General features: G+C 72.9%; 27 protein-coding genes. 19 read left to right on the top strand and 8 right to left on the bottom strand.

Going from position 1 to position 23436, the window contains the following annotated elements; genetic code table 11:
* The first annotated feature begins 5 nt into the window (after positions 1-5).
* Both FJQ56_RS04380 and FJQ56_RS04375 read left to right on the top strand, forming a co-directional pair.
* Entirely contained in the window at positions 6-1907 is a 1902-nt protein-coding gene (locus tag FJQ56_RS04380; RefSeq protein WP_140007944.1) for a S9 family peptidase, read from the top strand.
* The gene (locus FJQ56_RS04375; RefSeq protein WP_140007943.1) at positions 1907-2437 is read left to right on the top strand and encodes a DUF1697 domain-containing protein; all 531 of its coding nucleotides are present in this window, start codon (positions 1907-1909) and stop codon (positions 2435-2437) included. The genes FJQ56_RS04380 and FJQ56_RS04375 overlap by 1 nt, the downstream gene beginning before the upstream one ends.
* Here FJQ56_RS04375 and FJQ56_RS04370 read toward each other — a convergent pair.
* Positions 2397-3647, bottom strand: a complete 1251-nt coding sequence (locus FJQ56_RS04370) for an MFS transporter (protein WP_140007942.1) — start codon at positions 3645-3647, stop codon at positions 2397-2399. The genes FJQ56_RS04375 and FJQ56_RS04370 overlap by 41 nt on opposite strands.
* A 124-nt stretch (positions 3648-3771) precedes the next feature.
* On the bottom strand, positions 3772-4596 hold the full coding sequence (locus FJQ56_RS04365; RefSeq protein WP_246083987.1) for an enoyl-CoA hydratase-related protein: 825 nt from the start codon (positions 4594-4596) through the stop codon (positions 3772-3774).
* A gap of 26 nt (positions 4597-4622) precedes the next feature.
* Here FJQ56_RS04365 and clpS point away from each other — a divergent pair, with 26 nt between their 5' ends.
* Positions 4623-4931: an ATP-dependent Clp protease adapter ClpS gene (gene clpS / locus FJQ56_RS04360; RefSeq protein ID WP_140007941.1), complete on the top strand. Its 309-nt coding sequence runs from the start codon at positions 4623-4625 to the stop codon at positions 4929-4931.
* Positions 4932-4942: 11 nt separating this feature from the next.
* On the top strand, positions 4943-5527 hold the full coding sequence (locus FJQ56_RS04355) for a DUF2017 domain-containing protein (RefSeq protein ID WP_140007940.1): 585 nt from the start codon (positions 4943-4945) through the stop codon (positions 5525-5527).
* A gap of 12 nt (positions 5528-5539) precedes the next feature.
* Here the strand turns inward: FJQ56_RS04355 and FJQ56_RS04350 are convergent, their stop codons facing one another.
* The 4 genes from FJQ56_RS04350 to FJQ56_RS04335 are packed head-to-tail and all read right to left on the bottom strand — an operon-like array spanning position 5540 to position 8922.
* Complete coding sequence (locus FJQ56_RS04350; RefSeq protein ID WP_140007939.1) at positions 5540-5932, bottom strand: universal stress protein; 393 nt, start codon at positions 5930-5932, stop codon at positions 5540-5542.
* Between the two features lies 1 nt (position 5933).
* Positions 5934-7445 carry a tripartite tricarboxylate transporter permease gene (locus tag FJQ56_RS04345; RefSeq protein WP_140007938.1) on the bottom strand — a complete coding sequence of 504 codons (1512 nt, stop codon included), beginning with the start codon at positions 7443-7445 and terminating at the stop codon, positions 5934-5936.
* Positions 7445-7972, bottom strand: a complete 528-nt coding sequence (locus FJQ56_RS04340) for a tripartite tricarboxylate transporter TctB family protein (protein WP_140007937.1) — start codon at positions 7970-7972, stop codon at positions 7445-7447. Before FJQ56_RS04340 ends, FJQ56_RS04345 begins: the two co-directional genes overlap by 1 nt.
* Positions 7969-8922 carry a Bug family tripartite tricarboxylate transporter substrate binding protein gene (locus tag FJQ56_RS04335; protein ID WP_246083986.1) on the bottom strand — a complete coding sequence of 318 codons (954 nt, stop codon included), beginning with the start codon at positions 8920-8922 and terminating at the stop codon, positions 7969-7971. Before FJQ56_RS04335 ends, FJQ56_RS04340 begins: the two co-directional genes overlap by 4 nt.
* A 143-nt stretch (positions 8923-9065) precedes the next feature.
* On the opposite strand from FJQ56_RS04335, the gene FJQ56_RS04330 reads away from it, so the two are divergent.
* The 8 genes from FJQ56_RS04330 to FJQ56_RS04295 all read left to right on the top strand — a co-directional run bounded on the left by FJQ56_RS04330 (position 9066) and on the right by FJQ56_RS04295 (position 14973).
* On the top strand, positions 9066-10787 hold the full coding sequence (locus FJQ56_RS04330; RefSeq protein WP_140007935.1) for a sensor histidine kinase: 1722 nt from the start codon (positions 9066-9068) through the stop codon (positions 10785-10787).
* On the top strand, positions 10784-11455 hold the full coding sequence (locus FJQ56_RS04325; protein WP_140007934.1) for a response regulator: 672 nt from the start codon (positions 10784-10786) through the stop codon (positions 11453-11455). Before FJQ56_RS04330 ends, FJQ56_RS04325 begins: the two co-directional genes overlap by 4 nt.
* A gap of 29 nt (positions 11456-11484) precedes the next feature.
* A complete protein-coding gene (locus FJQ56_RS04320; RefSeq protein WP_140007933.1) occupies positions 11485-11922 on the top strand; it encodes a M67 family metallopeptidase in 438 nt (145 codons plus the stop codon).
* Between the two features lie 10 nt (positions 11923-11932).
* Positions 11933-12223, top strand: a complete 291-nt coding sequence (locus FJQ56_RS04315) for a MoaD/ThiS family protein (RefSeq protein WP_140007932.1) — start codon at positions 11933-11935, stop codon at positions 12221-12223.
* A gap of 199 nt (positions 12224-12422) precedes the next feature.
* On the top strand, positions 12423-12977 hold the full coding sequence (locus FJQ56_RS04310; RefSeq protein ID WP_140007931.1) for an NYN domain-containing protein: 555 nt from the start codon (positions 12423-12425) through the stop codon (positions 12975-12977).
* Positions 12977-13711, top strand: a complete 735-nt coding sequence (locus FJQ56_RS04305; RefSeq protein WP_140007930.1) for a GTPase domain-containing protein — start codon at positions 12977-12979, stop codon at positions 13709-13711. The genes FJQ56_RS04310 and FJQ56_RS04305 overlap by 1 nt, the downstream gene beginning before the upstream one ends.
* 40 nt (positions 13712-13751) lie before the next feature.
* The gene (locus FJQ56_RS04300) at positions 13752-14699 is read left to right on the top strand and encodes a PLP-dependent cysteine synthase family protein (protein ID WP_140007929.1); all 948 of its coding nucleotides are present in this window, start codon (positions 13752-13754) and stop codon (positions 14697-14699) included.
* 40 nt (positions 14700-14739) lie between these two features.
* A complete protein-coding gene (locus FJQ56_RS04295) occupies positions 14740-14973 on the top strand; it encodes a hypothetical protein (RefSeq protein WP_140007928.1) in 234 nt (77 codons plus the stop codon).
* A 6-nt stretch (positions 14974-14979) separates the two neighbouring features.
* Here the strand turns inward: FJQ56_RS04295 and FJQ56_RS04290 are convergent, their stop codons facing one another.
* Complete coding sequence (locus FJQ56_RS04290) at positions 14980-16629, bottom strand: bifunctional 3'-5' exonuclease/DNA polymerase (RefSeq protein ID WP_140007927.1); 1650 nt, start codon at positions 16627-16629, stop codon at positions 14980-14982.
* A 43-nt stretch (positions 16630-16672) separates the two neighbouring features.
* Between FJQ56_RS04290 and FJQ56_RS04285 the strand changes: the two genes are divergently transcribed.
* Positions 16673-17791 (top strand): DUF3152 domain-containing protein, encoded by a 1119-nt coding sequence (locus FJQ56_RS04285; RefSeq protein WP_170215253.1) that lies wholly within the window; start codon positions 16673-16675, stop codon positions 17789-17791.
* Positions 17792-17946: 155 nt separating this feature from the next.
* Positions 17947-18273 (top strand): pyridoxal-phosphate dependent enzyme, encoded by a 327-nt coding sequence (locus FJQ56_RS04280; protein WP_140007925.1) that lies wholly within the window; start codon positions 17947-17949, stop codon positions 18271-18273.
* Positions 18274-18319: 46 nt separating this feature from the next.
* Here the strand turns inward: FJQ56_RS04280 and FJQ56_RS04275 are convergent, their stop codons facing one another.
* Entirely contained in the window at positions 18320-19306 is a 987-nt protein-coding gene (locus FJQ56_RS04275) for a ribose-phosphate diphosphokinase (RefSeq protein ID WP_140007924.1), read from the bottom strand.
* Between the two features lie 96 nt (positions 19307-19402).
* Between FJQ56_RS04275 and murI the strand changes: the two genes are divergently transcribed.
* From murI to FJQ56_RS04250, 5 genes are all read left to right on the top strand, one after another.
* The gene (murI, locus tag FJQ56_RS04270; RefSeq protein WP_246083985.1) at positions 19403-20257 is read left to right on the top strand and encodes a glutamate racemase; all 855 of its coding nucleotides are present in this window, start codon (positions 19403-19405) and stop codon (positions 20255-20257) included.
* A complete protein-coding gene (locus tag FJQ56_RS04265; protein WP_140007923.1) occupies positions 20257-21024 on the top strand; it encodes an MBL fold metallo-hydrolase in 768 nt (255 codons plus the stop codon). Before murI ends, FJQ56_RS04265 begins: the two co-directional genes overlap by 1 nt.
* 114 nt (positions 21025-21138) lie before the next feature.
* Complete coding sequence (locus tag FJQ56_RS04260; RefSeq protein ID WP_140007922.1) at positions 21139-21378, top strand: DUF6458 family protein; 240 nt, start codon at positions 21139-21141, stop codon at positions 21376-21378.
* Between the two features lie 69 nt (positions 21379-21447).
* Positions 21448-22470 (top strand): ABC transporter ATP-binding protein, encoded by a 1023-nt coding sequence (locus tag FJQ56_RS04255; RefSeq protein ID WP_211350748.1) that lies wholly within the window; start codon positions 21448-21450, stop codon positions 22468-22470.
* Positions 22467-23399: an ABC transporter permease gene (locus FJQ56_RS04250; RefSeq protein ID WP_140007920.1), complete on the top strand. Its 933-nt coding sequence runs from the start codon at positions 22467-22469 to the stop codon at positions 23397-23399. Before FJQ56_RS04255 ends, FJQ56_RS04250 begins: the two co-directional genes overlap by 4 nt.
* Positions 23400-23436: the final 37 nt, after the last annotated feature.

The following is a 23436-nucleotide window of genomic DNA, read 5'->3' as shown; positions in this document are numbered from 1 at the left end:
CGACCATGTCCGGCATCGATCCCGAGCTCGTCTCCTCGCTGCTCTTCCCGCTCGACCCGCAGGTCTCGCCCGACGGGCGTCGGGTGGCGTGGACCGTGACCACGTTCGGCATGGACGGTGAGCACCCCGAGGCGGGGCTGTGGGTGGCCGACGTCGGTGGCGACCCCGGACGGCAGTGGACGTTCGGCAACCACGACTCGTCGCCGCGCTGGTCGCCCGACGGCTCGCGGCTCGCGTTCCTCTCCGACCGCAAGGAGCGGGGCACCCACGGCGTCTACGTGCTCGATGTCGCCGGTGGCGAGGCGCGGCCGGTCGTCGTGCGCAAGCGGGACGTCGCCGCCGTCGCGTGGTCGCCCGACGGCGGCCGGCTCGCGTTCCTGGCGCCCGACGAGCCCGACGACGAGGACGAGCGGCGGGAGAAGGACAAGGACGACGCCGAGGTCCATGGTGAGAGGTGGCAGCGCCTGCACCTGTGGCTGGTGGAGGTGGACGGCGACCGTGCCGAGCCGACGCGGCTCGACGACCTCGACCGACACCTCGTCGAGCTGGCCTGGTCTCCCGACGGCACCCGCATCGCGGTGCTCGCGGACGACGCTCCGACCAACGAGGACTGGGGATCTCGACACGTCGTCGTGGTCCCGATCACGGGGGAGGCGTCGACGGTCTGCGCGGCGCCGTACGCCCGCGGGCTGGGCTGGGTCGGCGACGAGCTGGTCTTCCTGGCCGACCACGACCTCGGGGTGCAGACCGGCTCGACCGCGTGGTCGGTCCCGGCGGCGGGGGCCGAGCCGCGGGTCGTGGGCACCGGACGCGAGGAGCCGAGGTGCACGGCCGGGATGGCGACCGACGGGACCCGTGCGCTGGTCGCGATCGCCGACGGTCTCGACGACCGACTGGAGTGGGTCGAGGTCGCGACGGGGGAGCGGACCCTGGCGGCCGAGCTGCCAGGGCAGCCGCTCGGGCTGTCGTTCGCGACCACGGGGGCCGGGCCGGTGCTGGCGGTCGTGCTGTTCGACGCGGGTCTGCCGGTGCGGGTCCTGGCCGGGCCGCCCGACGACCTGCGCGACGTCGTCGACCACGGCGCCGACCTGCCCGACGTCGAGCTCGGCGTGCCGGAGGCGCTCGCCGCCACCGCCCCGGACGGCACCCACCTCGACGCCGTGCTGATCCGGCCGGCGCCGTCCAGCGGCGCGGGCGCCGGGCCGTGGCCGACGGTCGTCCTCGTGCACGGCGGCCCCTACGGCCGCGACACCCTCGAGGCGCACGTGCACCCGCTCGACTGGGGTCAGCTGCTCGCGACGCGGGGGTACGCCGTCGTGATGCCCAACTACCGCGGCAGCGCCGGTCGCGGTCACGAGTTCGCGGCGGCCGCCCGCGGCACCATGGGCTCTGTCGAGTGGGACGACGTGCTGGCCGTGACCGACGCGGCCGTCGCCGCGGGTGTCGCCGACCCCGACCGCCTCGGGATCGGCGGGTGGAGCCAGGGCGGGTTCATGACGGCGTGGGCGGTCACCGCGACCGACCGGTTCAAGGCGGGCGTCATGGGTGCGGGCGTCAGCGACTGGTTGTTGATGGCGGAGACCAGCGACATCCCCGACATCGAGGCCGTCCTGGGCGGAGGTACGCCGTGGGACGGTCCGGGGCCCCACCGCGCCGCGGTCGGCTCGCCGATCTCCCACGCCGCGCGGCGTCGTACCCCGCTGCTGATCCTGCACGGGGCCGACGACGTCCGGGTGCCGCACAGCCAGGCGGTCGCGTTCCGGCGGGCGCTGAGGGGTCAGGACGCGCCGCTCGAGATGGTCACCTATCCACGCGAGGGTCACCTGGTCCGCGAGAGGCGGCACCAGGTCGACCTGCAGCGGCGGGTCGTCGCGTGGTTCGACCGGTTTCTCAAGGAGGGCGCCTGATGGCGACCTACGTCGCCTTCCTGCGCGCGATCAACCTCGGCGCCACGCGGAAGTTCCCGAAGGACGCCATCGTGGCGGCGACCGAGGGGGCCGGGTTCGACGGCGTCGCGACCCACATCAACACCGGCAACGTGCGGCTCGAGACACGGATGCGGTCGCGGGCGCGGATCGAGGCGGCGCTCGAGACGGCCTACCGGGAGGACCGTGGGTTCGAGGTGCCGACGATGGTCTACCCGGCCGACGAGCTGCGCGCGGTCGTCGACGACGCCGACCGCCTCGGCGACGGACACGACGGCAAGCACTACGTGTGGCTGCTCAAGGAGGCGCCGTCCGCGTCGCTCCGCGAGGAGCTCGAGGCACTGACGACCGAGCACGAGCGGGTGGGGCTGTCCGAGCGGGCGGTGCACCTGCTGATCGACGGCGGCTTCCTCGACGCGACGCTGCTCAAGCCGATCGAGAAGCGGATCGGCGTCACGACCAACCGCAACGTCACGGTGCTGCGGGCGCTGGTTCCGAAGTGGTTGTCGTGACCCGCGGCAGCCGGCGTACGGCGGGGGAGAGCAGCACCAGCAGGCACGTCACGACATAGAGAGCACCGCTCACCATCAGCACCTCGCCATAGCCGAACGCGATGGCCAGCGGACCGACGGCGATCTGCCCGATCGGCATCGCGACGAACGAGCCGAGCATGTCGTAGGAGTAGACCCGCGAGAGCATCTCGTCGGGGACGTTCTCCTGCATGGCGAGGTTCCAGCCCATGCCGAAGACCTCGGTGCCGGCGCCCGCGACGAAGGCGGCCACGACGAGCACGACGAGCGTCGGGTCGGCGCCCAGCAGGAAGATCGGTACGCCGAGCAGCGAGATGCCGAGCATGCCCCACAGCAGCGGGCGTTGCAGGGGGATCCGCAGCATGACCAGGGTCATCGCCAGCAGCCCGACGGCCTCGGCCGAGAGCACGACGCCCCAGCCCTCCTCGCCGATCGTGTCCTTGGCGTGGAGGGGGCCGAGCGTGTACCAGGGCCCGGCGTGGATGGCGTTGAGGACGCCGAAGCCCAGGACGACGACCCAGAGCCACTGCGTGGAGCGGAAGAACGTCCAGCCCTCGCGCAGCTCGGTCCAGGTGCTGGCCGCGTCGTCCTTGCGCTCGCGCGCGGGCAGGTCGACGAACCCGAGGAAGACCGCGCTGGCGACCCACATGACGGCGTCGACCGCGAGCGCCCAGCCGGCGCCGGCGCCGACGACGAGCAGGGCGCTGATCGTGGGGCCGATGATCACCAGGCCCGAGCGCACCAGCGACATCAGGGCGTTGGCGCGCTGCAGCTCCTCGCGGGGCACGAGCGACGGCATGATGCCGGCCATCGCCGGGAGCCCGGCGGCGGAGACGACGCCGTGGACGGCGCTGAGCGCGATCAGCATCCACAGCTCGGCGGTGCCCGTGATGACGAGGAAGGCGATCGCGCCCTGCGCGGCGGCGGAGGTGAGGTTGGAGACCTGCAGCACCACCGCCCGCGGGAAGCGGTCGGCGAGCACGCCGCCCCACAGCAGCAGCACGACCATCGGGATCGTGTGGGCCGCCAGCACGAACCCCAGGGCGGCCGGGTCGTCGTCGGTGACCTCGAGCACCGCGAACGCCAGCGCCACCGAGGCCATCGCGTTGCCGGCGGTGTTGACGAAGCGGGAGGCGAAGTAGAAGCGGAAGTTGCGCTCGCGCAGCGGGGCGAGCGAGTGACGCCAGGTCATGGCCGGTCTCCTGGTCGTCCTGGTTCTGGTCGCCCTGGGTGCGTGCCGCAGGGCCGGGCCAGCGTGTCTCCGGCCGCCGAGCACTGTCAAGCAGGTAACGGGCGGGCGGGCGGGCGCCGCCGTACTACTCGCCCCGGAAGACGGCCTTGCGGCGCTCGGAGAAGGCGCGCATGCCCTCGGCGACGTCGTCGGTGCGCATCAGGAACGTCTGGCCGGTGCGCTCGCGGTCGAGGGCGGTGTCGAGGTGGGCCAGGGTGGCGGCGTTGATCGCGCGCTTGGTCGCGGCCTGGGCCAGCGGCGCGCCGGCCGCGAGGCGGCGGGTGAGGGTCGCGACGAGATCGTCGTACGACGCCCCGTCGGCGTCCGGGGCGGCGGCGAGGTGCGTGACCAGGCCGGCGTCGTAGGCCTCCTGGGCGGCCAGCGGCTCGGCCAGCAGGCCCATCCGCATGGCGCGGGCGCGCCCCACGGCGGCCGCGACGGTGGCCGAGGCGCCGCCGTCGACCATGAACCCGATCCGGGCGAACGGCAGCAGGAACGCTGCCGACTCCCGGGCCACGATCACGTCGCAGGCCAGGGCGAGCGAGCACGAGACGCCCGCCGCGATGCCGTTGACGGCGGCCAGCACGGGCTTGTCGCAGCCGACGATCGCGCGGACCATCCGGCTCGTCACGTCCATCGCGCGCACGTCGAAGCGCTCGTGGGCGTCGAGGCCACCGATGTCGGCGCCGGTGCCGAACGCGTCACCGGCGCCGGTCAGCACGACCACCCGCACCGCGTCGTCGGTGTGGGCGCGCTCGAGCTGCTCGGCCAGGGCCAGGCTCATCTCGGCGCTCATGGCGTTGAGCACCTCCGGGCGGTCCATCGTCAGCGTGAGCACGCCGTCGGCCTCGTCGACGCGGACGTGGGCGGCAGGGTCGGCGAGGGCGGGAGGTGAGGTGGCGTCGGGCACGAGCGCAAGTGTGCCACCATGAAGACGTGTCCACCGCTAGTCCTGTCGAGGTCGATCCAGGGCTCGAGCAGGTCCCGGAGCACGACGACCTGACCGTCCTGTCGACCCCCTGGGTCACCATCGTGTGGAACGACCCGGTCAACCTGATGTCCTACGTGACGTTCGTCTTCCAGAAGCACTTCGGCTACGACAAGAAGAAGGCCGAGAAGCTGATGATGGAGGTCCACGAGGACGGTCGCAGCGTGGTGTCCACGGGCACCCGCGAGGAGATGGAGCGCGACGTCCAGGCCATGCACGAGTACGGCCTGTGGGCCACGTTGTCGAAGTCGGAATGAGGCGCAAGCGCATGGGTGGCTTCACGCGGCACCGACGCAGCGGGAGGGTCATCGCGACCTTCACCGGGTTCGAGGCCGACCTGCTGCGCTCGTTGACGGGTCAGCTCGTCGAGCTGCTGCGCAACGAGTCGGCGACCGTCGACGACCGCGACCCGTTCGAGGCGCTGATGGACTTCTCCGGCCCCACCGCGCCGCCCGAGGACCCCGTGCTCGCCCGGCTGTTCCCCTCGGCGTACGCCGACGACGACGAGGCCGCCTCGGAGTTCCGGCGCTTCACCGAGGGCGCCCTGCGCGACGGCAAGGCGCAGGCGGCCTCCACCGTGATCGACACCCTCGAGGAGGCCGGCCTCCCGCCGCTGCTCGAGGAGGACGGGCTGATGATCGACGTCGAGCTCGACGAGCCCGAGGCGATGACCTGGCTGCGGTCCTTCAACGACGTCCGCCTCGCCCTGGCCACCCGGCTCGGGGTCGAGGACGACGACGAGGACTACTGGTGGTCGCTGCCCGACGAGGACCCGCGGGCCCAGGCCCACGACATCTACCAGTGGGTCGGCGGTCTCCAGGAGACCCTCGTCGACGCGCTGTCGCGGGGCTGAGTCGCGGGCTGATCAGCTCGGCGGCTTGACCGCCAGCACCGGGCACGCCGCCTCGAGGATCACCCGCTGCGCCACGCTGCCCAGGAGCAGCTTGCCGACCGGCGTGCGCCGGCGTACGCCGACCACGATCAGGCGCGCCTGCTCCGAGGTCGCGGCGGCCAGCACGGCGTCGGCCACGTCGGCCACCACCTCGTGGATCACGGCGTGGTCGAGACCGTCGGCCTCGAGCCGGGCAGTGAGCGAAGCGATGTCGTCGTCGTGGGCGTAGCCCTTGTCGACCAGGCTCTGCCCGGCGGTCGCGTTGACCACCACGAGCCGCTCGCGCCTCTCGGTGGCCTCGGCGGCCGCGTGGTCGAGGGCCGCACGGCCGTAGGCGTCGGGGCTGTAGCCCACCACGATCGTCATGTCAGAAGTCCGCACTGTCGTAGGAGTCGGCCCGCGCGGGGAACGCGGGCTCGGTCTTGCGTCGGGCGCTGATCGCCATGGCGAGCAGCAGCAGGGCCATCACGATGTAGACGCCGATCGCGACCGGCTCGCTCCACAGGGTGCTGACGTCGCCCTGGGAGATGTTGAGCGCGGTGGTCAGCTGCTCCTCGATCCGCGGGCACAGGATGACCCCGATGATCAGCGGCAGCACCGGCAGCCCGAAGCGCCGCATGGCCAGGCCCAGCAGGCCGATCACCAGCAGCAGGCCGAGGTCGAAGGCGGAGAAGTTGACGCTGTAGGCGCCGAGCGAGGCGAAGAAGAGGATGCCGGCGTAGAGGTAGGGGCGCGGGATCTGCAGCAGCTTGGCCCAGACCGGGGCGAGGGGCAGGTTGAGGACCAGCAGCAGCAGGTTGGCCACGAACAGGCTGGCCAGCAGGGCCCAGACCAGGGCCGGCTCGGTGTCGAAGAGCTGGGGTCCGGGCTGGATGCCGTAGCTGCGGATGGCGACCAGGATCACCGCGGCGGTCGCGGTGGTCGGCAGGCCGATGGCGAGCAGCGGGACCAGGGTGCCGGCGGCCGAGGCGTTGTTGGCGGCCTCGGGGCCGGCGACGCCCTCGATGGCGCCCTTGCCGAACTCCTCGGGGTGCTTGGAGAGCTTCTTCTCGGTGATGTAGGACAGGAACGTCGGCACCTCGGCGCCACCGGCCGGCAGGGCTCCGAACGGGAAGCCGAACGCCGTGCCGCGCAGCCACGGCTTCCACGACCGGCCCCAGTCGGCCTTGCTCATCCAGGGCTGGCCCACGGGGATGACCTCGAGCGGCTTGCGGCGCAGGTGGGCCGCGACCCACAGCGCCTCGCCGATCGCGAAGATCGCCACGGCGACCACCACGACGTCGATGCCGTCGGCGAGCTGGGGCGACCCCAGCGTGAGGCGGGCCGGGCCGGACATCGTGCCGACCAGCCCGATCGCCAGCCCCAGGGAGAGCGACACGAACCCGCGCAGCTTGGAGGTGCCGAGCACCGCGGTGACGGCGAAGAGGGCCAGCACCATGATCGCGAAGTACGACGGGGCGCCGAGCTTGACGACCTGGTCGGCGACGGTGGGGGCTAGCAGGACCAGCAGGATCGTGCCGATGGTGCCGGCGACGAAGGAGCCGATCGCGGCCGTGGCCAGCGCCTGGGAGGCGCGACCGGCCTTGGCCATCTTGTTGCCCTCGATCGCGGTCACGACCGACGACGACTCCCCGGGGGTGTTGAGCAGGATCGAGGTGGTCGAGCCGCCGTACATGCCGCCGTAGTAGATGCCGGCGAACATGATGAGCGCGCTCTCCGGCGCGACGCTGTAGGTCACCGGCAGGAGCAGGGCGACGGTCATCGCGGGCCCGATGCCGGGCAGCACGCCCACGGCGGTGCCGAGCAGCACGCCGATGACGGCGAACATCAGGTTCTGGGGGGTCAGGGCGGTCTGGAAGCCCTCGAGCAGCAGGTCCATCAGAGGATCCCGTCCAGGATGCCGGCGGGGATCGGGATGCCGAGGCCGACGTAGAAGCCGTACCAGGTGCCGACCGAGAGGGCCGCGCCGATCGCCAGGTCCTTGACGTGGGTGCGGCTGCCGAGCACGCCGGCGGCGCCGGCGAAGAGCAGCGCCCCGGTGATGGCCCACCCGAGCCAGCCGATGAGCAGCACGTTGGCGGCGAACACCACGACGAGCAGGGCGACGGTGCGCCAGTCGCTGCCGGCGCTGAGGTCGACGTCCTCGCCGTCCTCGGCCTCGGGCCGGTCGCCGCGTGCGGTCGCCACGGCGAGCAGGACGCCGAGCACCAGCAGGGCCGCGCCGACGACGTACGGGAACGCGTAGGGCTGCACCGGCTGGTCGGCGAACCCGGCGGGGATGGTGGTCGCGTCGTAGACGACGTAGCCGCCGACGGCGACCAGGAAGGCCGCGAGGCCGTACTGCGCCCGGTCGACGATCCGTGGGCCCTCGGTCGCGGTGCCCGGTTCGTTGGTGGTCGTGGTCATGCGAGTCCCAGCTCCTTCAGGGTGTCCTCGACGCGTCGGTCCTGCTCCTCGAGGAACGTCGTGAACTCCTCGCCGGTGGCGAAGTTGTCGGTCCAGCCGTTGAGGGCGAGGGCCTCGCGCCACTCGTCCGTGTCGTGCATCTCGGTGAAGAGGTCGACGAGGTAGTCGACCTGCTCCTGGCTGATGTCGGGCGGGGCGAGGACGCCGCGCCAGTTGGTGAAGACCAGGTCGATGCCGGACTCGGTCAGGGTCGGCGCATCGACGCCGTCGAGGCGCTCCTCGCCGGAGACGGCCAGGACGCGCAGCGAGCCGTCCTCGATCTGGCCCTCGAACTCGCCGAGACCGGAGGTGCCGACGTCGATCTTCTCGCCCAGGAGCGCCGTCGTCAGCGGGCCGCCGCCGTCGTAGGGGACGTAGGTGACGTCGCGCGGCTCGATGCCGACCTCCTGGGCCAGCTGGAACGGGAACAGGTGGTCGGGTCCGCCCGGCGACGAGCCACCGCCGATGGTCACCGAGCCGGGGTCGGCCTCCCAGGCCTCCACCAGGTCGTCGACGGTCTTGAACGGCGAGTCGGCCGGGACCAGCAGGCCCTCCTGCTCCTCGACCAGCCGGGCGATCGGGGTCATGTCGGACACGCGGGCGTCGGACCTGTTGGTGTAGACCGCGCCGACCACGCCCAGGCCCATGGTCATCACCAGGTCGTCGGCGCCCTCGGAGTTGGCCAGGCGCTGCATCGCGACGGTGCCGCTCGCCCCGAGCACGTTGGTGATCTCGAACCGGCCGGTGAGGTCGTTGTCCTCCAACGCCTTGGCCGCCGCCCGACCGGTGAGGTCGTAGCCGCCGCCGGGGCTGTTGGGGATCATCATCTGCAGCCGGCGGTTGTGGGGGTCGTCGGAGCCACGGGTGACGCCGCAGGACGACGTGGCGCAGGCCAGTGCGATCGCGACCACGACCGCGACGAACGGCCGGGTCCGGCGGGATCGGCCGGTTCGGTGGTGTGATGTAGGTGACACGCCGTGGAGCATGTCCTGGAGGTGTGGCGCCCGTCACCCTTGCGGTGGCAAAGGAGGTTGTGGTCGTTGTGGTCGCGGGGGTGAGGGGACGACGTCGCGAGCTGACGTTGGCCGGGCAGTTCCTGCTCCTGCAGCTGGGGGTGGTCGCCCTGCTGCTCCTCATCGTGGGCGTGATCAGCGTGCGGCAGTCGACCGCGACCTTCGAGTCCGAACGGGGACCGGCGATGCGCTCGGTGGCCGAGTCGCTCGCCGCCCAGGACTTCGTCCGCTCGACCCTGCTGGCGGCGGTCGATGGCGAGGTCGCCGGCCCCGAGGTGGCCCGGCTGCTGGCACCGCCGATCGAGAGCGGCCTGAGCCCGTCCGACGCCACGGACGTGCTCGTGGTCTCGCTCGACGGCGTGGTGCTGGCGGCGTCCGACCCGTCCCTGGTCGGCTCCCGGGCCGACCTCGGTGACAGCGACGTGCTGCAGGGACGGGGGTGGGTCGGCAACGTCGAGCCCGGGGCCTCGGGGGACGGCGAGCGTGCGGTCGCCGGCCACGCGCCGGTCTACGCCGTCGTACCGGACGCCTCGGGATCCGGCACGCGGGTCCGGCTCGTCGGTGCCGTGCTCGCCGAGCAGACCTACCCGTCGATCGGTGACCGGCTCACCGGTGCGGCCGGCAACCTCGCGCTCTACCTCGGGCTCGGTGCCCTGCTGGGCGTCGTCGGCACCTACGTCGTGTCGCGGGTCGTCAAGCGCAGCACGCGCGGGCTGGCCCCGACCGAGATCGCCAACCTCGCCGACCACCGCGAGGCCCTGCTGCACAGCATCCGCGAGGGGGTCGTCGCCGTCGGCACCGACGGCCGGGTCACGATGATGAACGACGCCGCGCGGGTCACACTGGGGGTCGCCGCCGATCCCGTCGGCCGCCACATCGCCGACCTCGGGCTCGGACCGCACGTCGAGGCCCTCCTCGACGGAGCCGGCGCCGCAGGCACCGACGGGGCGGACGCCGGGGCCGGCGAGGTGCAGGACGCCGTCGCCCTGGTCGGCGGCCGGGTCGTCGTGTTCAACCGCCGCTCGGCGTCCTCGCGCGGTCGCGGCATCGGCAGCGTGACGACGCTGCGCGACCGCACCGAGCTGCTGTCGCTGCAGAGCCAGCTGAGCTCCAACCTGTCGATCACCGACACGTTGCGGGCCCAGACCCACGAGTTCGACAACCAGCTGCACACCATCTCCGGCCTGGTCCAGCTCGGTGAGTACGACGAGGTGCGCACGCTGGTCGGCCGCATCACCCGGCACCGGTCCGAGATCGGCGCGTTCGTGTCGGCCCGTCTCGAGGACCCGGCCCTCGCCGCGCTGATGATCGCCAAGGACGCCGTCGCCGTGGAGCGCGGCGTGGAGCTCGTCCTCGACCCCGGTTCGCGGCTCGGGCCGCTGCCCGCCGAGGTGTCCGCCGACCTGACCACCGTCGTGGGCAACCTGGTCGACAACGCCGTCGACGCATGCGCCGGGACGGCCGACGCGCAGGTCGAGGTGTGGGTCACCGAGGTCGACGGCGACGTCCACGTCCGGGTGCGCGACAACGGGCCGGGCGTCCCCGACGAGCTGCGCGACGCGATCTTCGTGCGCGGCTTCTCCACCAAGCCCGACGTGCTCGGCGGACGGGGGATCGGCCTGCCGCTGGTGCAGCTGATCTGCACCCAGCGCGGCGGGCGGGTCGAGGTCGACCGGGCCGCGGAGGAGGGAGGCGCGGAGTTCCGGGTCGTCCTGCCTCGAGGTGTGTCCGCCGCCGCCGTACGGCAGGGTGTCGAGACGTGATCGGGGTGCTCGTCGTCGACGACGACTTCATGGTGGCGCGCATCCACGCCCGCTTCGTCGAGCAGACCGACGGCTTCGAGGTCGTCGGCACCGCCCACACCGGTGCCGACGCGCTCCGCCTCGTCGAGGAGGTCGACCCCGACCTGGTGCTGCTCGACGTCCACCTGCCCGACCTCGGTGGGCTCGAGGTCCTGGCCCGGCTGCGCGCGGCCGGTCACCACACCGCCGTCGTCATGGTCACCGCCGAGCGCGGGGCCGAGGCCGTGCGGGCTGCGCTGCACGGCGGGGCGATGCAGTACCTCGTCAAGCCGTTCGACCACGCCGACCTCGCCGACCGGCTGCACCGCGTCGCCGCCGCGCTGGGCGTCCTGGCCGGCGGCAACGGCGACGCCGACCAGGCGGCCATCGACCAGGCGTTCGGGACCACGCCGCTGCGCCCCGGCAGCGGGCCGTTGCCCAAGGGCCTGAGCCCCGAGACCGCCGACCTGGTGCTGGCCGCGATGCGCGAGCGCACCGAGATCTCCGCCTCCGAGGCCGGCGAGCTGGTCGGGCTCTCGCGGGTGACGGCGCGTCGCTACCTCGAGCACTTCGTCGAGACCGCCGCGGCCGAGGTGCGGCTCCGCTACGGCTCGGCGGGCCGTCCCGAGCGGAGATACCGGGCACGGTGACCGGGTCGCGGGCCACTACCCTCGATGTCGTGCTCACCATCGACCAGGCGACGTACGACGCCATCGTGGCGCACGCCAAGCGCGACCACCCCGACGAGGCCTGCGGCGTCGTGGCCGGCCCCGAGGGCAGCGACCGGCCCGAGCGGCACGTGCCGATGGTCAACGCGGCCGGGAGCCCCACGTTCTACGAGTTCGACTCCACCGAGCTGCTCGCGCTCTACAAGCAGATGTGGGACCGCGACGAGGAAGCCGTCGTGGTCTACCACTCGCACACCGCGACCGAGGCCTACCCCAGCGTCACCGACATCGGCCTGGCCAGCGAGCCGGGCGCCCACTACGTGCTGGTCAGCACCCGCGAGCACGGGAATAACGAGGGTCCGGTCGAGTTCAGGTCCTACAGGATCGTCGACGGCGTCGTGACCGAGGAAGACATCACCGTCGTCCCTTCCCTCACACCCGAGATCTAGGAGCACCGCCATGGCCATCGAGGTCCGCATCCCGACCATCCTCCGCACCTACACCGACGGCGAGAAGGCCGTCGACGGCGCCGGCGCCACGCTGCGCGCGCTGATCGACGACCTCGAGGGCAGCCACCCCGGCCTCAAGGACCGCCTGGTCGAGGACAAGAACGGCTCCATCGAGCTGCGCCGCTTCGTCAACGTCTACGTCAACGACGAGGACGTGCGGTTCATCGGCTCGCTCGACGCCGAGCTCAAGGACGGCGACCAGGTCGTCGTGCTGCCCGCCGTCGCCGGAGGCGCGGCATAACCCCCACGGTCATCACACGCCGGTCGAGGAAGGCGCGCTAGCGCCTGTCTCGAGACCACTCCACAGCCGCCGACCGGCGACCTCACCTCGTCGCCCCGGTCGCGTGGTCTCGAGACGGTTGCCAGCGCAACCTCCTCGACCACCGTCTGGTCCGGGCAGCTCGATCACCGTGGTGGCGCCTGGTGGATAGTCTCCACGCATGACCGAGCGCCGAACGTTCGTCCTCGTCGACGGTGAGAACCTCGACGCCACGCTCGGCTCGGCGGTGCTCGGCCGTCGTCCGCTGCCCGAGGAGCGTCCCCGCTGGGAGCGGGTCACGACCTACCTCGAGGAGCAGTGGGGCCAGCCGGTCACCGGCCTGTTCTTCCTCAACGCCAGCAACGGCAACCTGCCCACGGGCTTCGTGCAGGCGCTGCTGGCCATGGAGTACCGACCCGTCCCGCTGTCGGGGCGCGCCGACGAGAAGGTCGTCGACATCGGCATCCTGCGCACCCTCGAGGCGCTGCGCGAGCGCGGTGACGCCGACGTCGTCCTCGGCAGCCACGACGCCGACTTCGCCGAGGCGATCCACGCGCTGCTGCCCGACCGACGGGTCGGGGTCCTGGGGTTCCGGGAGTTCACCAGCACCCAGCTGGCGATCGAGGGGGTCGAGCACTTCGACCTCGAGTACGACGTCCGGGCGTTCAACGCCGAGCTCCCGCGGGTGCGGATCATCCCGCTCGAGGAGTTCGACCCGACCTACTTCCTGCGCTGATGGGCGTGCGCGACGTGCCGTCGGCGATCGGCCGCGGGCGCGACCGGATCACCGGCACCTTCCAACGCCGCTACCCGACGGTCGCGGTCACCGGCATGACCGGCGTCGGCAAGACCGAGCTGGTCGACCACCTGTGCGGTCGGGCGGCGCCCGGCGGCACGTCGGAGTCGGGCTCGGCCGTCATGGAGCGCCGCGTGCGCCGCGACCGGCGCCTGCGGGGCTTCCGGTTCCGGGTCGTGCCCGGCGAGAACGCCGCCACCCGCCTCGGCGCGCTCGACGAGGTGTTCCACGACGACCCCGTCGACGGCGTGCTCCACGTGGTCGCCGACGGCCTGGCCACCGGACGCCGGCTGGCCGGCACCACCGGCCCCGCCCTCGTCGAGCGCGAGGAGCAGCGCGCCCGCGAGCTCGAGGACTGGACCGTCACCGCCCACCGCATCGCCTCGATGGCCGTCCGCCGTCCGCACCCGACCTGGCTGGTCGTGGTGGTGACCAAGGTCGACCTGTTCGCCGACGACGTCGACGAGGTGGTGCGCTCCTACTCACCGGGCAGCGGTACGCCGTTCGGCGACCGCCTCGACGAGCTGCGCGCGCTGGCCGGTGCGGCCAAGCTCTCGATCGACGTGCTGCCGGCGTGCAGCCACCTCGACGGCGACGCCGTCTCGACGGCCCAGCGCGACGCCTACCTCGACGCCCTCGAGACCCGGATGGCCCAGCTGTCCGGGCACGTCTGACGATCACGGCGAGGTTCGCGGCGACTGTCACACTGGAGCCGTGCGCTACGACAACCTCCTCGCGTCCGTCGGCAACACCCCGCTCGTGGGGATGCCGCGGCTCTCGCCGAGCCCCGACGTACGCCTGTGGGCCAAGCTCGAGGACCGCAACCCGACCGGCTCGATCAAGGACCGCCCGGCGCTGATGATGATCGAGGAGGCGGAGAAGGACGGCACGCTGCGTCCCGGGTGCACGATCCTCGAGCCCACCTCGGGCAACACCGGCATCTCGCTGGCGATGGCGGCCAAGCTCAAGGGCTACCGGATCGTCTGCGTGATGCCCGAGAACACCTCGGTCGAGCGCCGTCAGCTGCTGCAGATGTGGGGCGCCGAGATCATCTCCTCGCCCGCGGCCGGCGGCTCCAACGAGGCGGTCCGCGTGGCGAAGCGGGTCGCCGCCGAGCACCCCGACTGGGTGATGCTCTACCAGTACGGCAACGCCGCCAACGCGCTCTCCCACGAGCGCGGCACCGGCCCCGAGGTGCTCGCCGACCTGCCCTCGATCACCCACTTCGTCGCCGGCCTCGGCACCACCGGCACCCTGATGGGCGTCTCGCGCTTCTTCCGCCGCGCCAAGCCCGAGGTGCGCATCGTCGCCGCCGAGCCCCGCTACGGCGAGCTCGTCTACGGGCTGCGCAACCTCGACGAGGGCTTCGTGCCCGAGCTCTACGACGCCGACCTGATCGACTCGCGCTTCTCGGTCGGCCCGCGTGACGCCGTACGCCGGGTGCGCGAGCTGCTCGAGCTCGAGGGCATCTTCGCCGGTGTCTCGACCGGCGCGATCCTGCACGCCGCGCTCGGCCAGGCCGCCAAGGCGGTGCAGGCCGGCGAGCGTGCCGACATCGTGTTCATCGTGTGCGACGGCGGCTGGAAGTACCTCTCCACCGGCGCCTACGAGGGCACCGTCGACGAGGCCGAGGACCGGCTCGAGGGTCAGCTCTGGGCCTGATCGCGCACCGCACCGGCGGTCGATGACCGACACTGGGGGTATGTCATCCCCCCGCGCCGGAGCCACGACCTGGCAGGCCCCCTCTCCCGGGATCGCGATCATCCCCGGTGTCCTGCTCACCTTCGTGGGCTTGTGGATGCTGACCGACGGTGGCCCGCTGCCGCTCAGCTGGTTCGTCACCGCTGCCGGGCAGGCGTTCCTGCTCATCGGCGCCGTCGCCAAGGGCGTCGCCTGGGGGCTGGCCCTGCACCGGATCGACGTCGACCGGGGCTGAGCTCGCCTATCCCGGGGTTGCCACTCCCGGCTTGCCGGCGTCGGCGTACGACGCCACGACGGAGACGTTGAGCGGGAAGTCGATCGGCAGATCGCGGAAGACCAGCGCGCCCGCGGCGGTGGCCGCTTCGGTGGCCGCCGCGGCGACCTGGCCGGCGAGGTCGGCCGGGGCGTGCACCACGACCTCGTCGTGCAGGAAGAACACCAGGTGCGGCCGCTCCTCGAGCCGGCCCGAGCCCAGGGCCCAGAGCCGGTGGCGCAGGTCGGCGATCCAGCACAGCGCCCACTCGGCGCCGGTGCCCTGCACCACGAAGTTGCGGGTGAAGCGCCCCCAGGAGCGGCGGTAGGCGGCCTGCTGCTCGGGGTCCGCGGGCACCTCGCCGAGCGTCTGGGAGCCGCGCCCGAGCAGGGTGCGCACGACCTGGCCGCGCTCGCCGGCGCGGGCGGCCGTCTCGACCAGGCCGAAGGCGTCGGGGTAGCGGCGCGCGAGACCGGCCAGCAGCCGACCGCTCTCGCCGCTGGTGGCGCCGTACATCGCGCCGAGCAGGCCGAGCTTGGCGTCGTTGCGGCTCGCGACGGCGCCGGTGTCGACCATGCCCTGGTAGAGGTCCGCGCCGCGCGCGGCTCGGGCCAGCGCCCGGTCGCCGCTCATCCCGGCCAGCACCCGCGGCTCGAGCTGGGCGACGTCGGCGACGACCAGGACCCAGCCGTCGTCGGCGACCGCGGCCGGGCGCACCTGCACCGGGATGGAGAGCGCGCCACCGCCGTTGGACGACCAGCGTCCGGTGGTCGAGCCCGCCGGTTGGTACGACGGCCGGAACCGGCCGCCACTGACCCACTGGTCGATCCACGCCCAGCCGTTGGTCGAGAACAGGTGGGCCAGCTGTTTGTAGCGCAGCAGCGGCTCGATGCCGGGGTGCTCGAGCCGGCGCAGGGACGACGCGCGGGTGTCGGCGACCTCGAGGCCGGCACGGCGCAGCGCCGTGAGCAGCTCGGGCCGCGAGTCGGGGTTGAGACCGGGCGCGGCGAACGCCGTACGCACCTGGGCCGCCAGCGCCTCGAGGCCGGCCGGTCGGGCGCCACGCGGCGGTCGCGGGCCGAGCAGGTCGGCCAGCAGGCGCTCGTGGACGTCGACGCGCCACGGCAGGCCGGCGTGGGTCATCTCGACCGCGACGAGCGCCCCGGACGACTCTGCCGCGAGCAGCAGCCCGAGGCGGGCCGCCTCGCCGGGTCCGGTCGCCGCGGCCACCGCGGCCAGCTGCCGGGCGTCCTCGAGGTCGGCGCGCAGGTGCTCGACGACGTCGTCGCCAGAGAACAGCACCGGCTCCGAGGGCTGGGTCGGGCCGAGCCGGTCCCAGTGCTCGGACTCCTCGCCGACGAGCTGCCCCGGGTCGACCGCGGGCGCCCGCCGGAGCAGGTGGTGGCCCAGACGCAGGTCGTGGCAGCGCGCGACCCGCACCCCCGCCGCGAGGAGTGGGGGATACCAGCGGGCCGTGTCGTCCCAGACCCATCGCGGGGGATCGGCCGCCTCGGCACCCTCGGCCTCGCGCCCGGCGACGTACGCCGGGAGGTCGGCCCGGGTGGTCTCGTGCGTGGCCCCGCCGTCGACCACCAGGACGCGGTCGCCGGCCAGGCGCGACAGCGAGATCCGGGACATGGGGACACCCTGGCACCCGGCGCCCCCGGGTTACGGTGACGGCATGTGGAAGCCCCGAGGTCTGGTCGTCGCCGTGCTCGCCAGCGCCCTCCTGGCCCTCGTGGTGCCATCGACCTCCGCCGAGCCCGCCCGCGCGGGCGAGGTCGTCAGCACCCTGGAGCCCACGGTCCGCGGCGAGCCCGTGTGGGGCCGCACGCTCTCGACCTCCGGTGGCGCGTGGGAGCCGGCCCGGGTCACCAAGACCTACCGCTGGCTGCGCGACGGTCAGGCGATCAGCGGCGCGACCGCGTCGACCTACCGGCTCGGCACCCGCGACCTCGGCCACCGGCTCAGCGTGCGCGTCACGGCCACGGAGGCCGAGGGCAACACCGCGACGGCGACGTCGCCCGAGCGCGCCCGGGTGGTGCGGGCGGCGCTGGTCAACCGCGAACGTCCGCAGGTCGCCGGGACCCCGCGCTACGGCAGGGTCCTCGCCGCCCGGGTCGGCCGCTGGTGGCCGCAGCCCGAGCGCTTCACCTACCGGTGGTTCCGCGGGCCGGACCCGATCGCCAACGCCCGCTCCGCGCGCTACGCCCTGGCTCCCGCCGACGTCGGGCGCCGGATCAGCGTGCAGGTGACCGGTTCCTCCACCGGCCGCCGGACCACCGCGGCGCGCTCGCCCTCGGTCCTGGCCAAGCACGTCGTCGACGTACGCCGCTCGGTCACCTACTCGGTGAGGACGGACGGCCGGATCACGGCCGACCTGACTGAGTTCAAGCGGCTCGTGCAGGAGACCTACGAGGACCCGCGCGGCTGGCGCGCCTCGGGCGTCAGCTTCCGGCGGGTGTCGAGCGGCGGGTCGTTCACGGTGGTGCTCGCCGAGGCGAGCCGGCTGCCGTCGTACGACAGCATCTGCAGCACGACGTGGAGCTGCCGGGCGGGCCGGTTCGTGGTCATCAACCAGACCCGTTGGCTGCACGCCTCGCCGGCCTGGAACAAGGCCCGCCGCTCGCTGCGCGACTACCGCCACATGGTCGTCAACCACGAGACCGGGCACTGGCTCGGCAACGGCCACGCGAGCTGCCCGCGGGCCGGTGCGCTCGCGCCGGTGATGATGCAGCAGTCGAAGGGCACCCAGGGCTGCACGTTCAACCCGTGGCCGACCGCGGCCGAGCTGCGCTGAACGGACGAGACGCGGTCCGTGCCGTCCGCACGAGGGCGTTCCTGCGTTCACTAACCGGTTAGTGAACGTGGAGGGGCGGTCAGAATCAACGTGCCGCGTCGAGGCCGGGCTGCGCCGAGCGGATGCTCCGGGGCCGGTCCTGCTAGGAAGGGTGAGTGAGCCTGACCCCCGTCGACCTGGCCCCGATCCGCACCCCCGTCGAGCTGGCCGACCGGCTCGGTGACGCTCTCGGGCTGCGACCCGGTGACCTGCTGGTGAAGCGCGACGACCTCGTCGGACCCGGCGGCGGTGGCAACAAGGTCCGCAAGCTCCAGTGGACCTGCGCCGAGGCTCTCGCGGCCGGCGCGGACACGCTGGTGACCAGCGGAGCCGCGCAGAGCAACCACGCCCGTCTCACCGCCGCGGTCGGCGCCCGGCTGGGCCTGCCCGGCCTGTTCGGGCACGACGAGGCGCGGCGCAGGCTGGGCGAGCAGTCGAGGTGACCTCGAGGGCGCCGGCGTACGGTCCGGACGTCGCCGACGCGCCGGGTCAGTCGAAGAGCCGCGGCTGAGGCGGGCCGAGCGCGGGATCGACCCCGTCGAACAGGCTGCTGACCGACTCGCCGGCGTGGATGCGGGCCACGGCCTCGGCGAGCAGCCCGGCCACCGACAGGACGCTCAGCTGCGGCCACCCGCCCGGGACGACGGGCGGCGGCACGGTGTCGGTCGTGACGACCTCGGTGATCATCGGGTGGTCCTTGAGCCGCTCGACGGCGGCGCCCACGAACAGGCCGTGGGTGCAGGCGACCGAGGCCTCGGTGCAGCCCTGGTCGCGCAGCCGGTCGAGCAGCTCGACGATCGAGCCGCCGGTGGCGATCTCGTCGTCGAGCACGATCGCGCGCCGCCCGTGCACGTCGCCGACGATGGCGTCGATGACGACCCGGTCGTCGGCCAGGCGCTTCTTGCTGCCGGCGGCCACCGGCAGTCCGAGGAGCCGGGCGAACTGCGTGGCGGTCTTGGCGTTGCCGAAGTCGGGGGAGACCACCACCGCGTCGCCGAGGTCCTGGCCGAGGTAGTGGTCGGCAAGCACCCCCAGTGCGGTGAGGTGGTCTACGGGCATCGAGAAGAACCCGTGCACCTGCGGGGCGTGCAGGGTCATGGTGATCACCCGATCGACGCCGGCGGTGGCGAGCAGGTCGGCGACCAGACGCCCGCCGATGGACAGCCGCGAGGCGTCCTTCTTGTCCGAGCGCGCGTAGGCGTAGTAGGGCACGACCGCGGTGATCTTGTCCGCCGAGGCACCGCGGGCCGCGTCGACCATCAGCAGCAGCTCCATCAGGTGCTCCTGCGTGGGCGGGACCAGCGGCTGGACCAGGTAGACGTCGCGCTGGCGGCAGTTGGCCTGCAGCTGGGCCTGCAGGCAGTCGTTGGAGAAGCGGGTCAGCTCGACCGGTGACAGGGGCACCCCGAGCCGCTCGCAGATGGACTCGGCCAGCGCGCGGTGCGCGTTGCCGCTGAAGACCACGATCTCGCGCACGGCCCCACCCTATGCGCGTGCCGGCCCCGGACGTCGCGGACATCACCCCCGAGACGTCGTGCGCCGAGGCACGGGTACGCCGTACCGTTGCGTCTCGTGACCGTGCCGCCTTCGCCCCGGTGGCCCGCTGAGTCCTCGGACGGCCAGGGCCTGCGCGACGCCCCGATCGGCATCTTCGACTCCGGCTTCGGCGGCCTCACCGTCGCCCGCTCGGTGATCGACCAGCTGCCCCACGAGTCGCTCCTCTACGTCGGCGACACCGCCCGCCAGCCCTACGGCCCCAAGCCGATCGGCGAGGTCCGCGAGTACGCCCTCGAGTGCCTGGACCACCTCGTCCACCAGGGAGTCAAGGCCCTCGTCATCGCGTGCAACTCGGCGAGTGCTGCCATGCTCCGCGACGCGCGCGAGCGCTACGACGTGCCCGTCGTCGAGGTCATCTTCCCGGCCACCCGGCGCGCGGTCGCCGCGACCCACACCGGTCGGATCGGCGTGATCTGCACCCGCTCGACCGCCGACTCCCGGGCCTACGACGACGCGTTCGCCGCCGCCCCTCAGGTCACGCTCAGCACCCGCGCCTGCCCCCGCTTCGTCGACTTCGTCGAGGCCGGCGTCACCGGCGGCGACGAGCTGATCGCCGCCGCCCACGACTACCTCGACCCGCTCGTCGAGGCCGGCGTCGACACCCTGATCCTCGGCTGCACGCACTACCCGCTGCTGACCGGCGTCATCTCCTACGTCGTCGGCGAGGGCGTCACCCTGGTCAGCAGCGCCGAGGAGTGCGCCAAGGACGTCTACCGGATGCTGGCCGACACCGGTCTGATGCGCACCTCGGGCGAGCCGTCGTACCGCTTCGTCACCACCGGCTCACCGGTCGAGTTCGAGACCATCGGCCGTCGGTTCCTCGGCCCCGAGATGGCCTCGGCCACCCAGTTCGTCGGAGGAGCAGCCTGATGAGGCTCACGATCATCGGGTGCTCCGGGTCCTACCCGGGACCCGACGCCAGCGCGAGCTGCTACCTCGTCGAGGCCGACGTCGGCGACGGCGACGACAAGCGCACCTGGCGGATCCTGCTCGACCTCGGCAGCGGCTCGCTCGGCGTCCTGCAGCGCCATGCCGACGCGCTGGCCGTCGACGCGGTGCTCTTCAGCCACCTGCACCCCGACCACTGCAGCGACCTGTGCGGCTACTACGTCCTGCGCAAGTACCACCCCGACGGCGCCCAGCCGCGGATCCCGGTCTACGGCCCCACCGGGGTCGCCGAGCGGATGTCCGAGGCCTACGGGCTGCCCGACGGGGCCGGGATGGCCGACGCCTTCGACTTCCGCGAGTACGCCGGCCCGATCACCCTGGGACCCTTCACGATCCTGCCGATCCCCGTGGAGCACCCGGTCGAGGCCTACGGGCTGCGGATCAGCGTGGGGCAGTCGACGCTGGGCTACAGCGGCGACTCGGCCACCTGCGAGGGCCTCGACCGGATCGCCGCCAACACGCGGCTGTTCCTGTGCGAGGCGTCCTTCCGCGAGGTCGACGACAACCCGCCGGGCATCCACCTCACCGGGGTCGAGGCCGGCGCCACCGCCGCCCGCTCACGGACCGGTCGCCTGGTCATCACCCACGTCCCGCCGTGGTTCGACGCCGACGGGATGGTGGCCGAGGCGCGCACGGCCTACTCGGGTCCGATCGAGCTCGCGGCCACCGGGGCGACGTACGAGATCTGAGTGCCGGGCCCGGCCCGACGCCCACCCGTGGGGGTGGACCTGCCGTCGACGACTCCGAGCATCGTCGTGACGCGCCCGGGCAGCCGCCCGGTCCACACGCACGAAGGAGTCGTCATGGGTTACGGATTCGGTGGGTTCCTGCTGGTCGTCGGACTGGTGCTCGCCCTGGCGGTCACCGACCAGATCGAGGGCGTCGACCTGACCATGGTCGGCTGGATCATGGCCGCCGTCGGCGCCGTCGTCATCGTGCTGACCGCCGTGACGTGGAACTCCGGTCGCCGCGCCCGCACCGTGGAGACGGTCACCAACCCCGACGGCACCCAGACGACCGTCGAGCGTCGCTCGCAGACCTGATCCGACGACCCGCGCCCCGACCGCGGGTCCCGCGGCGGTCGCGGTCGCCCATCGGGCAGAGTGTGCGCCATGATCACGGTCGAGGGGCTCACCCGCACCTACGGCGACTTCGTCGCCGTCGACGACGTCAGCTTCGCCTGCCAACCGGGTCGGGTCACCGGCTTCCTGGGGCCCAACGGGGCGGGCAAGACCACCACGATGCGCATCCTGGTCGGTCTGACCGCGGCCAGCCGGGGTCGCGCGACGATCGGCGGGCACCTCTACCGTGACCTGCCCAACCCGGGCCGTCACGTCGGGGTGCTCCTCGACGCCAGTGCCCAGCACGGCGGTCGCACCGGGCGCGAGATCCTCACCATCGGCGCCACCGCCATGGGGCTGCCGATGTCGCGCGTCGACGAGATGCTGCACCTCGTCTCGCTCAGCCCCGACGAGGCCGGCCGCCGGCTGCGCAACTACTCCCTGGGCATGAAGCAGCGCCTCGGCATCGCCCACGCGCTGCTCGGCGACCCGCGGGTGCTGATCCTCGACGAGCCGGCCAACGGTCTCGACCCCGCCGGCATCCGCTGGATGCGCGGCCTCCTCAAGGGGTACGCCGACCGCGGCGGCACGGTGCTGCTGTCGAGCCACCTGCTGCACGAGGTCGAGCAGATCGCCGACGAGATGATCCTCATCGGCCGCGGCCGGATCGTGGCCCGCGGTGACAAGAAGACCCTGATGGAGTCGCAGAAGGCGACCCGCAGGGCGACCACGACGGTGGTGTCCCTCGACAACGACCGGCTGGCCGCCGCCCTGCGCGCGAAGGGGCTCGAGGTGACCCCGGGTCCCGAGGCCCTCACCGTGGTGGCCGAGGCGGTCGAGGTCGGCCGGGTCGCCGCCGACCAGCAGGTCGTGCTGGTCGACCTGCGCTCGGTCGAGGGCGGCCTCGAGGACCTCTTCCTCGAGCTCACCTCCACCACCCAGCGCGAGGGCTTCCCACCGCACCAGGGGCCGCCCCCCGGCTACCAGCAACAGGGGCCCCCGGCCGGCTACCCCTACCAGGGCCAGCAGGCACCCCCGCCCGGATACCCCCAGCAGCCAGGAGCCCCCCGATGAGCGCGCCGCACCCGCCCCCGTTCCAGGGCCCGCCGCAGGGCCAGCCGCAGCAGCAGCCCCCGGGCTACCCGCAGGGCCCGCCCCAGGGCTTCCCGCAGGGCAAGCCCCCGGGCTACGCCCAGGGCGCGCCGGCGTCGTACCAGGGTCCGGTCCTCGACGTCTCCGGCACGCCGCCGATCCCGTTCGCCCGACTCGTCAAGGTCGAGCTGCGCAAGGCGCTCGACACCTCCGCGGGGTTCTGGCTGCTGGCCGCCATCGCGGTGCTGATCATCATCGTCGAGGGCTTCCTGCTGGTGATCGGGCTGCTCAACGGCGACACCCAGTACCGGCTCGTCGACTTCACCACCCTCGGTGGCTACGTGCTGCAGCCGCTGCTGCCGATCGTCGTCGCGCTGCAGGTCACCAGCGAGTGGAGCCAGCGCACCGCGATGGTGACCTTCGCGACCGAGCCGCGCCGCCTGGTCGTGGTCTACGCCAAGCTCGCCGCTGGCGCGATGGTCGCCCTGCTGATGACCGTCGTGCTGTTCGCCGTCGCGCTGGTGTGCCTGCTGCTGCTGTGGGTCTTCCAGGACAACGTCGACTGGGGCACCAGCCTGTCCGGCACCGTGGGCCTGCTGGTGTTCCTCTTCGTCGGTGTGGCCGTCGCCTTCGCCGCAGCGACCCTGCTGCTCAACACCCCGGCGACGATCGTCACCTTCCTCGCCGTCATCTACGCCGTCCCGACGGTGGTCGCCACCATCGGTGCCCTGTGGGCCGACTTCCGCGACTTCGGTCGCTACCTCAACCTGCAGGGCGCGCTCTACCCCGTGCTGTCGGGCACGCTCGACTCCGGCAGCGAGTGGGCGCGGCTGCTCGTCGCGCTGCTGATCTGGGTCGTCATCCCGGTCGGGCTGGGCATGACCCGGATCCTCAAGGCCGAGGTGAAATAAGCCCGCAGGCGCCTCGCGAGGAACGAGCGAGGGGCCG

Origin of the sequence: Nocardioides plantarum, from assembly GCF_006346395.1 — a bacterium.
GTDB lineage: Bacteria > Actinomycetota > Actinomycetes > Propionibacteriales > Nocardioidaceae > Nocardioides > Nocardioides plantarum.
This window is presented reverse-complemented; position numbering and strand designations above follow the sequence as displayed.

What these genes read in the sequence shown, in the direction of transcription:
- FJQ56_RS04285 (WP_170215253.1), top strand. Translation starts at nt 16,673, where the DNA reads ATGTGGAAGCCCCGAGGTCTGGTCGTCGCCGTGCTCGCCAGCGCCCTC.
- FJQ56_RS04310 (WP_140007931.1), top strand. Translation starts at nt 12,423, where the DNA reads ATGACCGAGCGCCGAACGTTCGTCCTCGTCGACGGTGAGAACCTCGAC.
- FJQ56_RS04255 (WP_211350748.1), top strand. Translation starts at nt 21,448, where the DNA reads ATGATCACGGTCGAGGGGCTCACCCGCACCTACGGCGACTTCGTCGCC.
- FJQ56_RS04345 (WP_140007938.1), bottom strand. Translation starts at nt 7,445, where the DNA reads ATGGACCTGCTGCTCGAGGGCTTCCAGACCGCCCTGACCCCCCAGAAC.
- FJQ56_RS04265 (WP_140007923.1), top strand. Translation starts at nt 20,257, where the DNA reads ATGAGGCTCACGATCATCGGGTGCTCCGGGTCCTACCCGGGACCCGAC.
- FJQ56_RS04315 (WP_140007932.1), top strand. Translation starts at nt 11,933, where the DNA reads ATGGCCATCGAGGTCCGCATCCCGACCATCCTCCGCACCTACACCGAC.
- FJQ56_RS04305 (WP_140007930.1), top strand. Translation starts at nt 12,977, where the DNA reads ATGGGCGTGCGCGACGTGCCGTCGGCGATCGGCCGCGGGCGCGACCGG.
- FJQ56_RS04295 (WP_140007928.1), top strand. Translation starts at nt 14,740, where the DNA reads ATGTCATCCCCCCGCGCCGGAGCCACGACCTGGCAGGCCCCCTCTCCC.
- FJQ56_RS04260 (WP_140007922.1), top strand. Translation starts at nt 21,139, where the DNA reads ATGGGTTACGGATTCGGTGGGTTCCTGCTGGTCGTCGGACTGGTGCTC.
- FJQ56_RS04375 (WP_140007943.1), top strand. Translation starts at nt 1,907, where the DNA reads ATGGCGACCTACGTCGCCTTCCTGCGCGCGATCAACCTCGGCGCCACG.
- FJQ56_RS04290 (WP_140007927.1), bottom strand. Translation starts at nt 16,629, where the DNA reads ATGTCCCGGATCTCGCTGTCGCGCCTGGCCGGCGACCGCGTCCTGGTG.
- FJQ56_RS04370 (WP_140007942.1), bottom strand. Translation starts at nt 3,647, where the DNA reads ATGACCTGGCGTCACTCGCTCGCCCCGCTGCGCGAGCGCAACTTCCGC.
- FJQ56_RS04250 (WP_140007920.1), top strand. Translation starts at nt 22,467, where the DNA reads ATGAGCGCGCCGCACCCGCCCCCGTTCCAGGGCCCGCCGCAGGGCCAG.
- FJQ56_RS04350 (WP_140007939.1), bottom strand. Translation starts at nt 5,932, where the DNA reads ATGACGATCGTGGTGGGCTACAGCCCCGACGCCTACGGCCGTGCGGCC.
- FJQ56_RS04340 (WP_140007937.1), bottom strand. Translation starts at nt 7,972, where the DNA reads ATGACCACGACCACCAACGAACCGGGCACCGCGACCGAGGGCCCACGG.
- FJQ56_RS04380 (WP_140007944.1), top strand. Translation starts at nt 6, where the DNA reads ATGTCCGGCATCGATCCCGAGCTCGTCTCCTCGCTGCTCTTCCCGCTC.
- FJQ56_RS04355 (WP_140007940.1), top strand. Translation starts at nt 4,943, where the DNA reads ATGGGTGGCTTCACGCGGCACCGACGCAGCGGGAGGGTCATCGCGACC.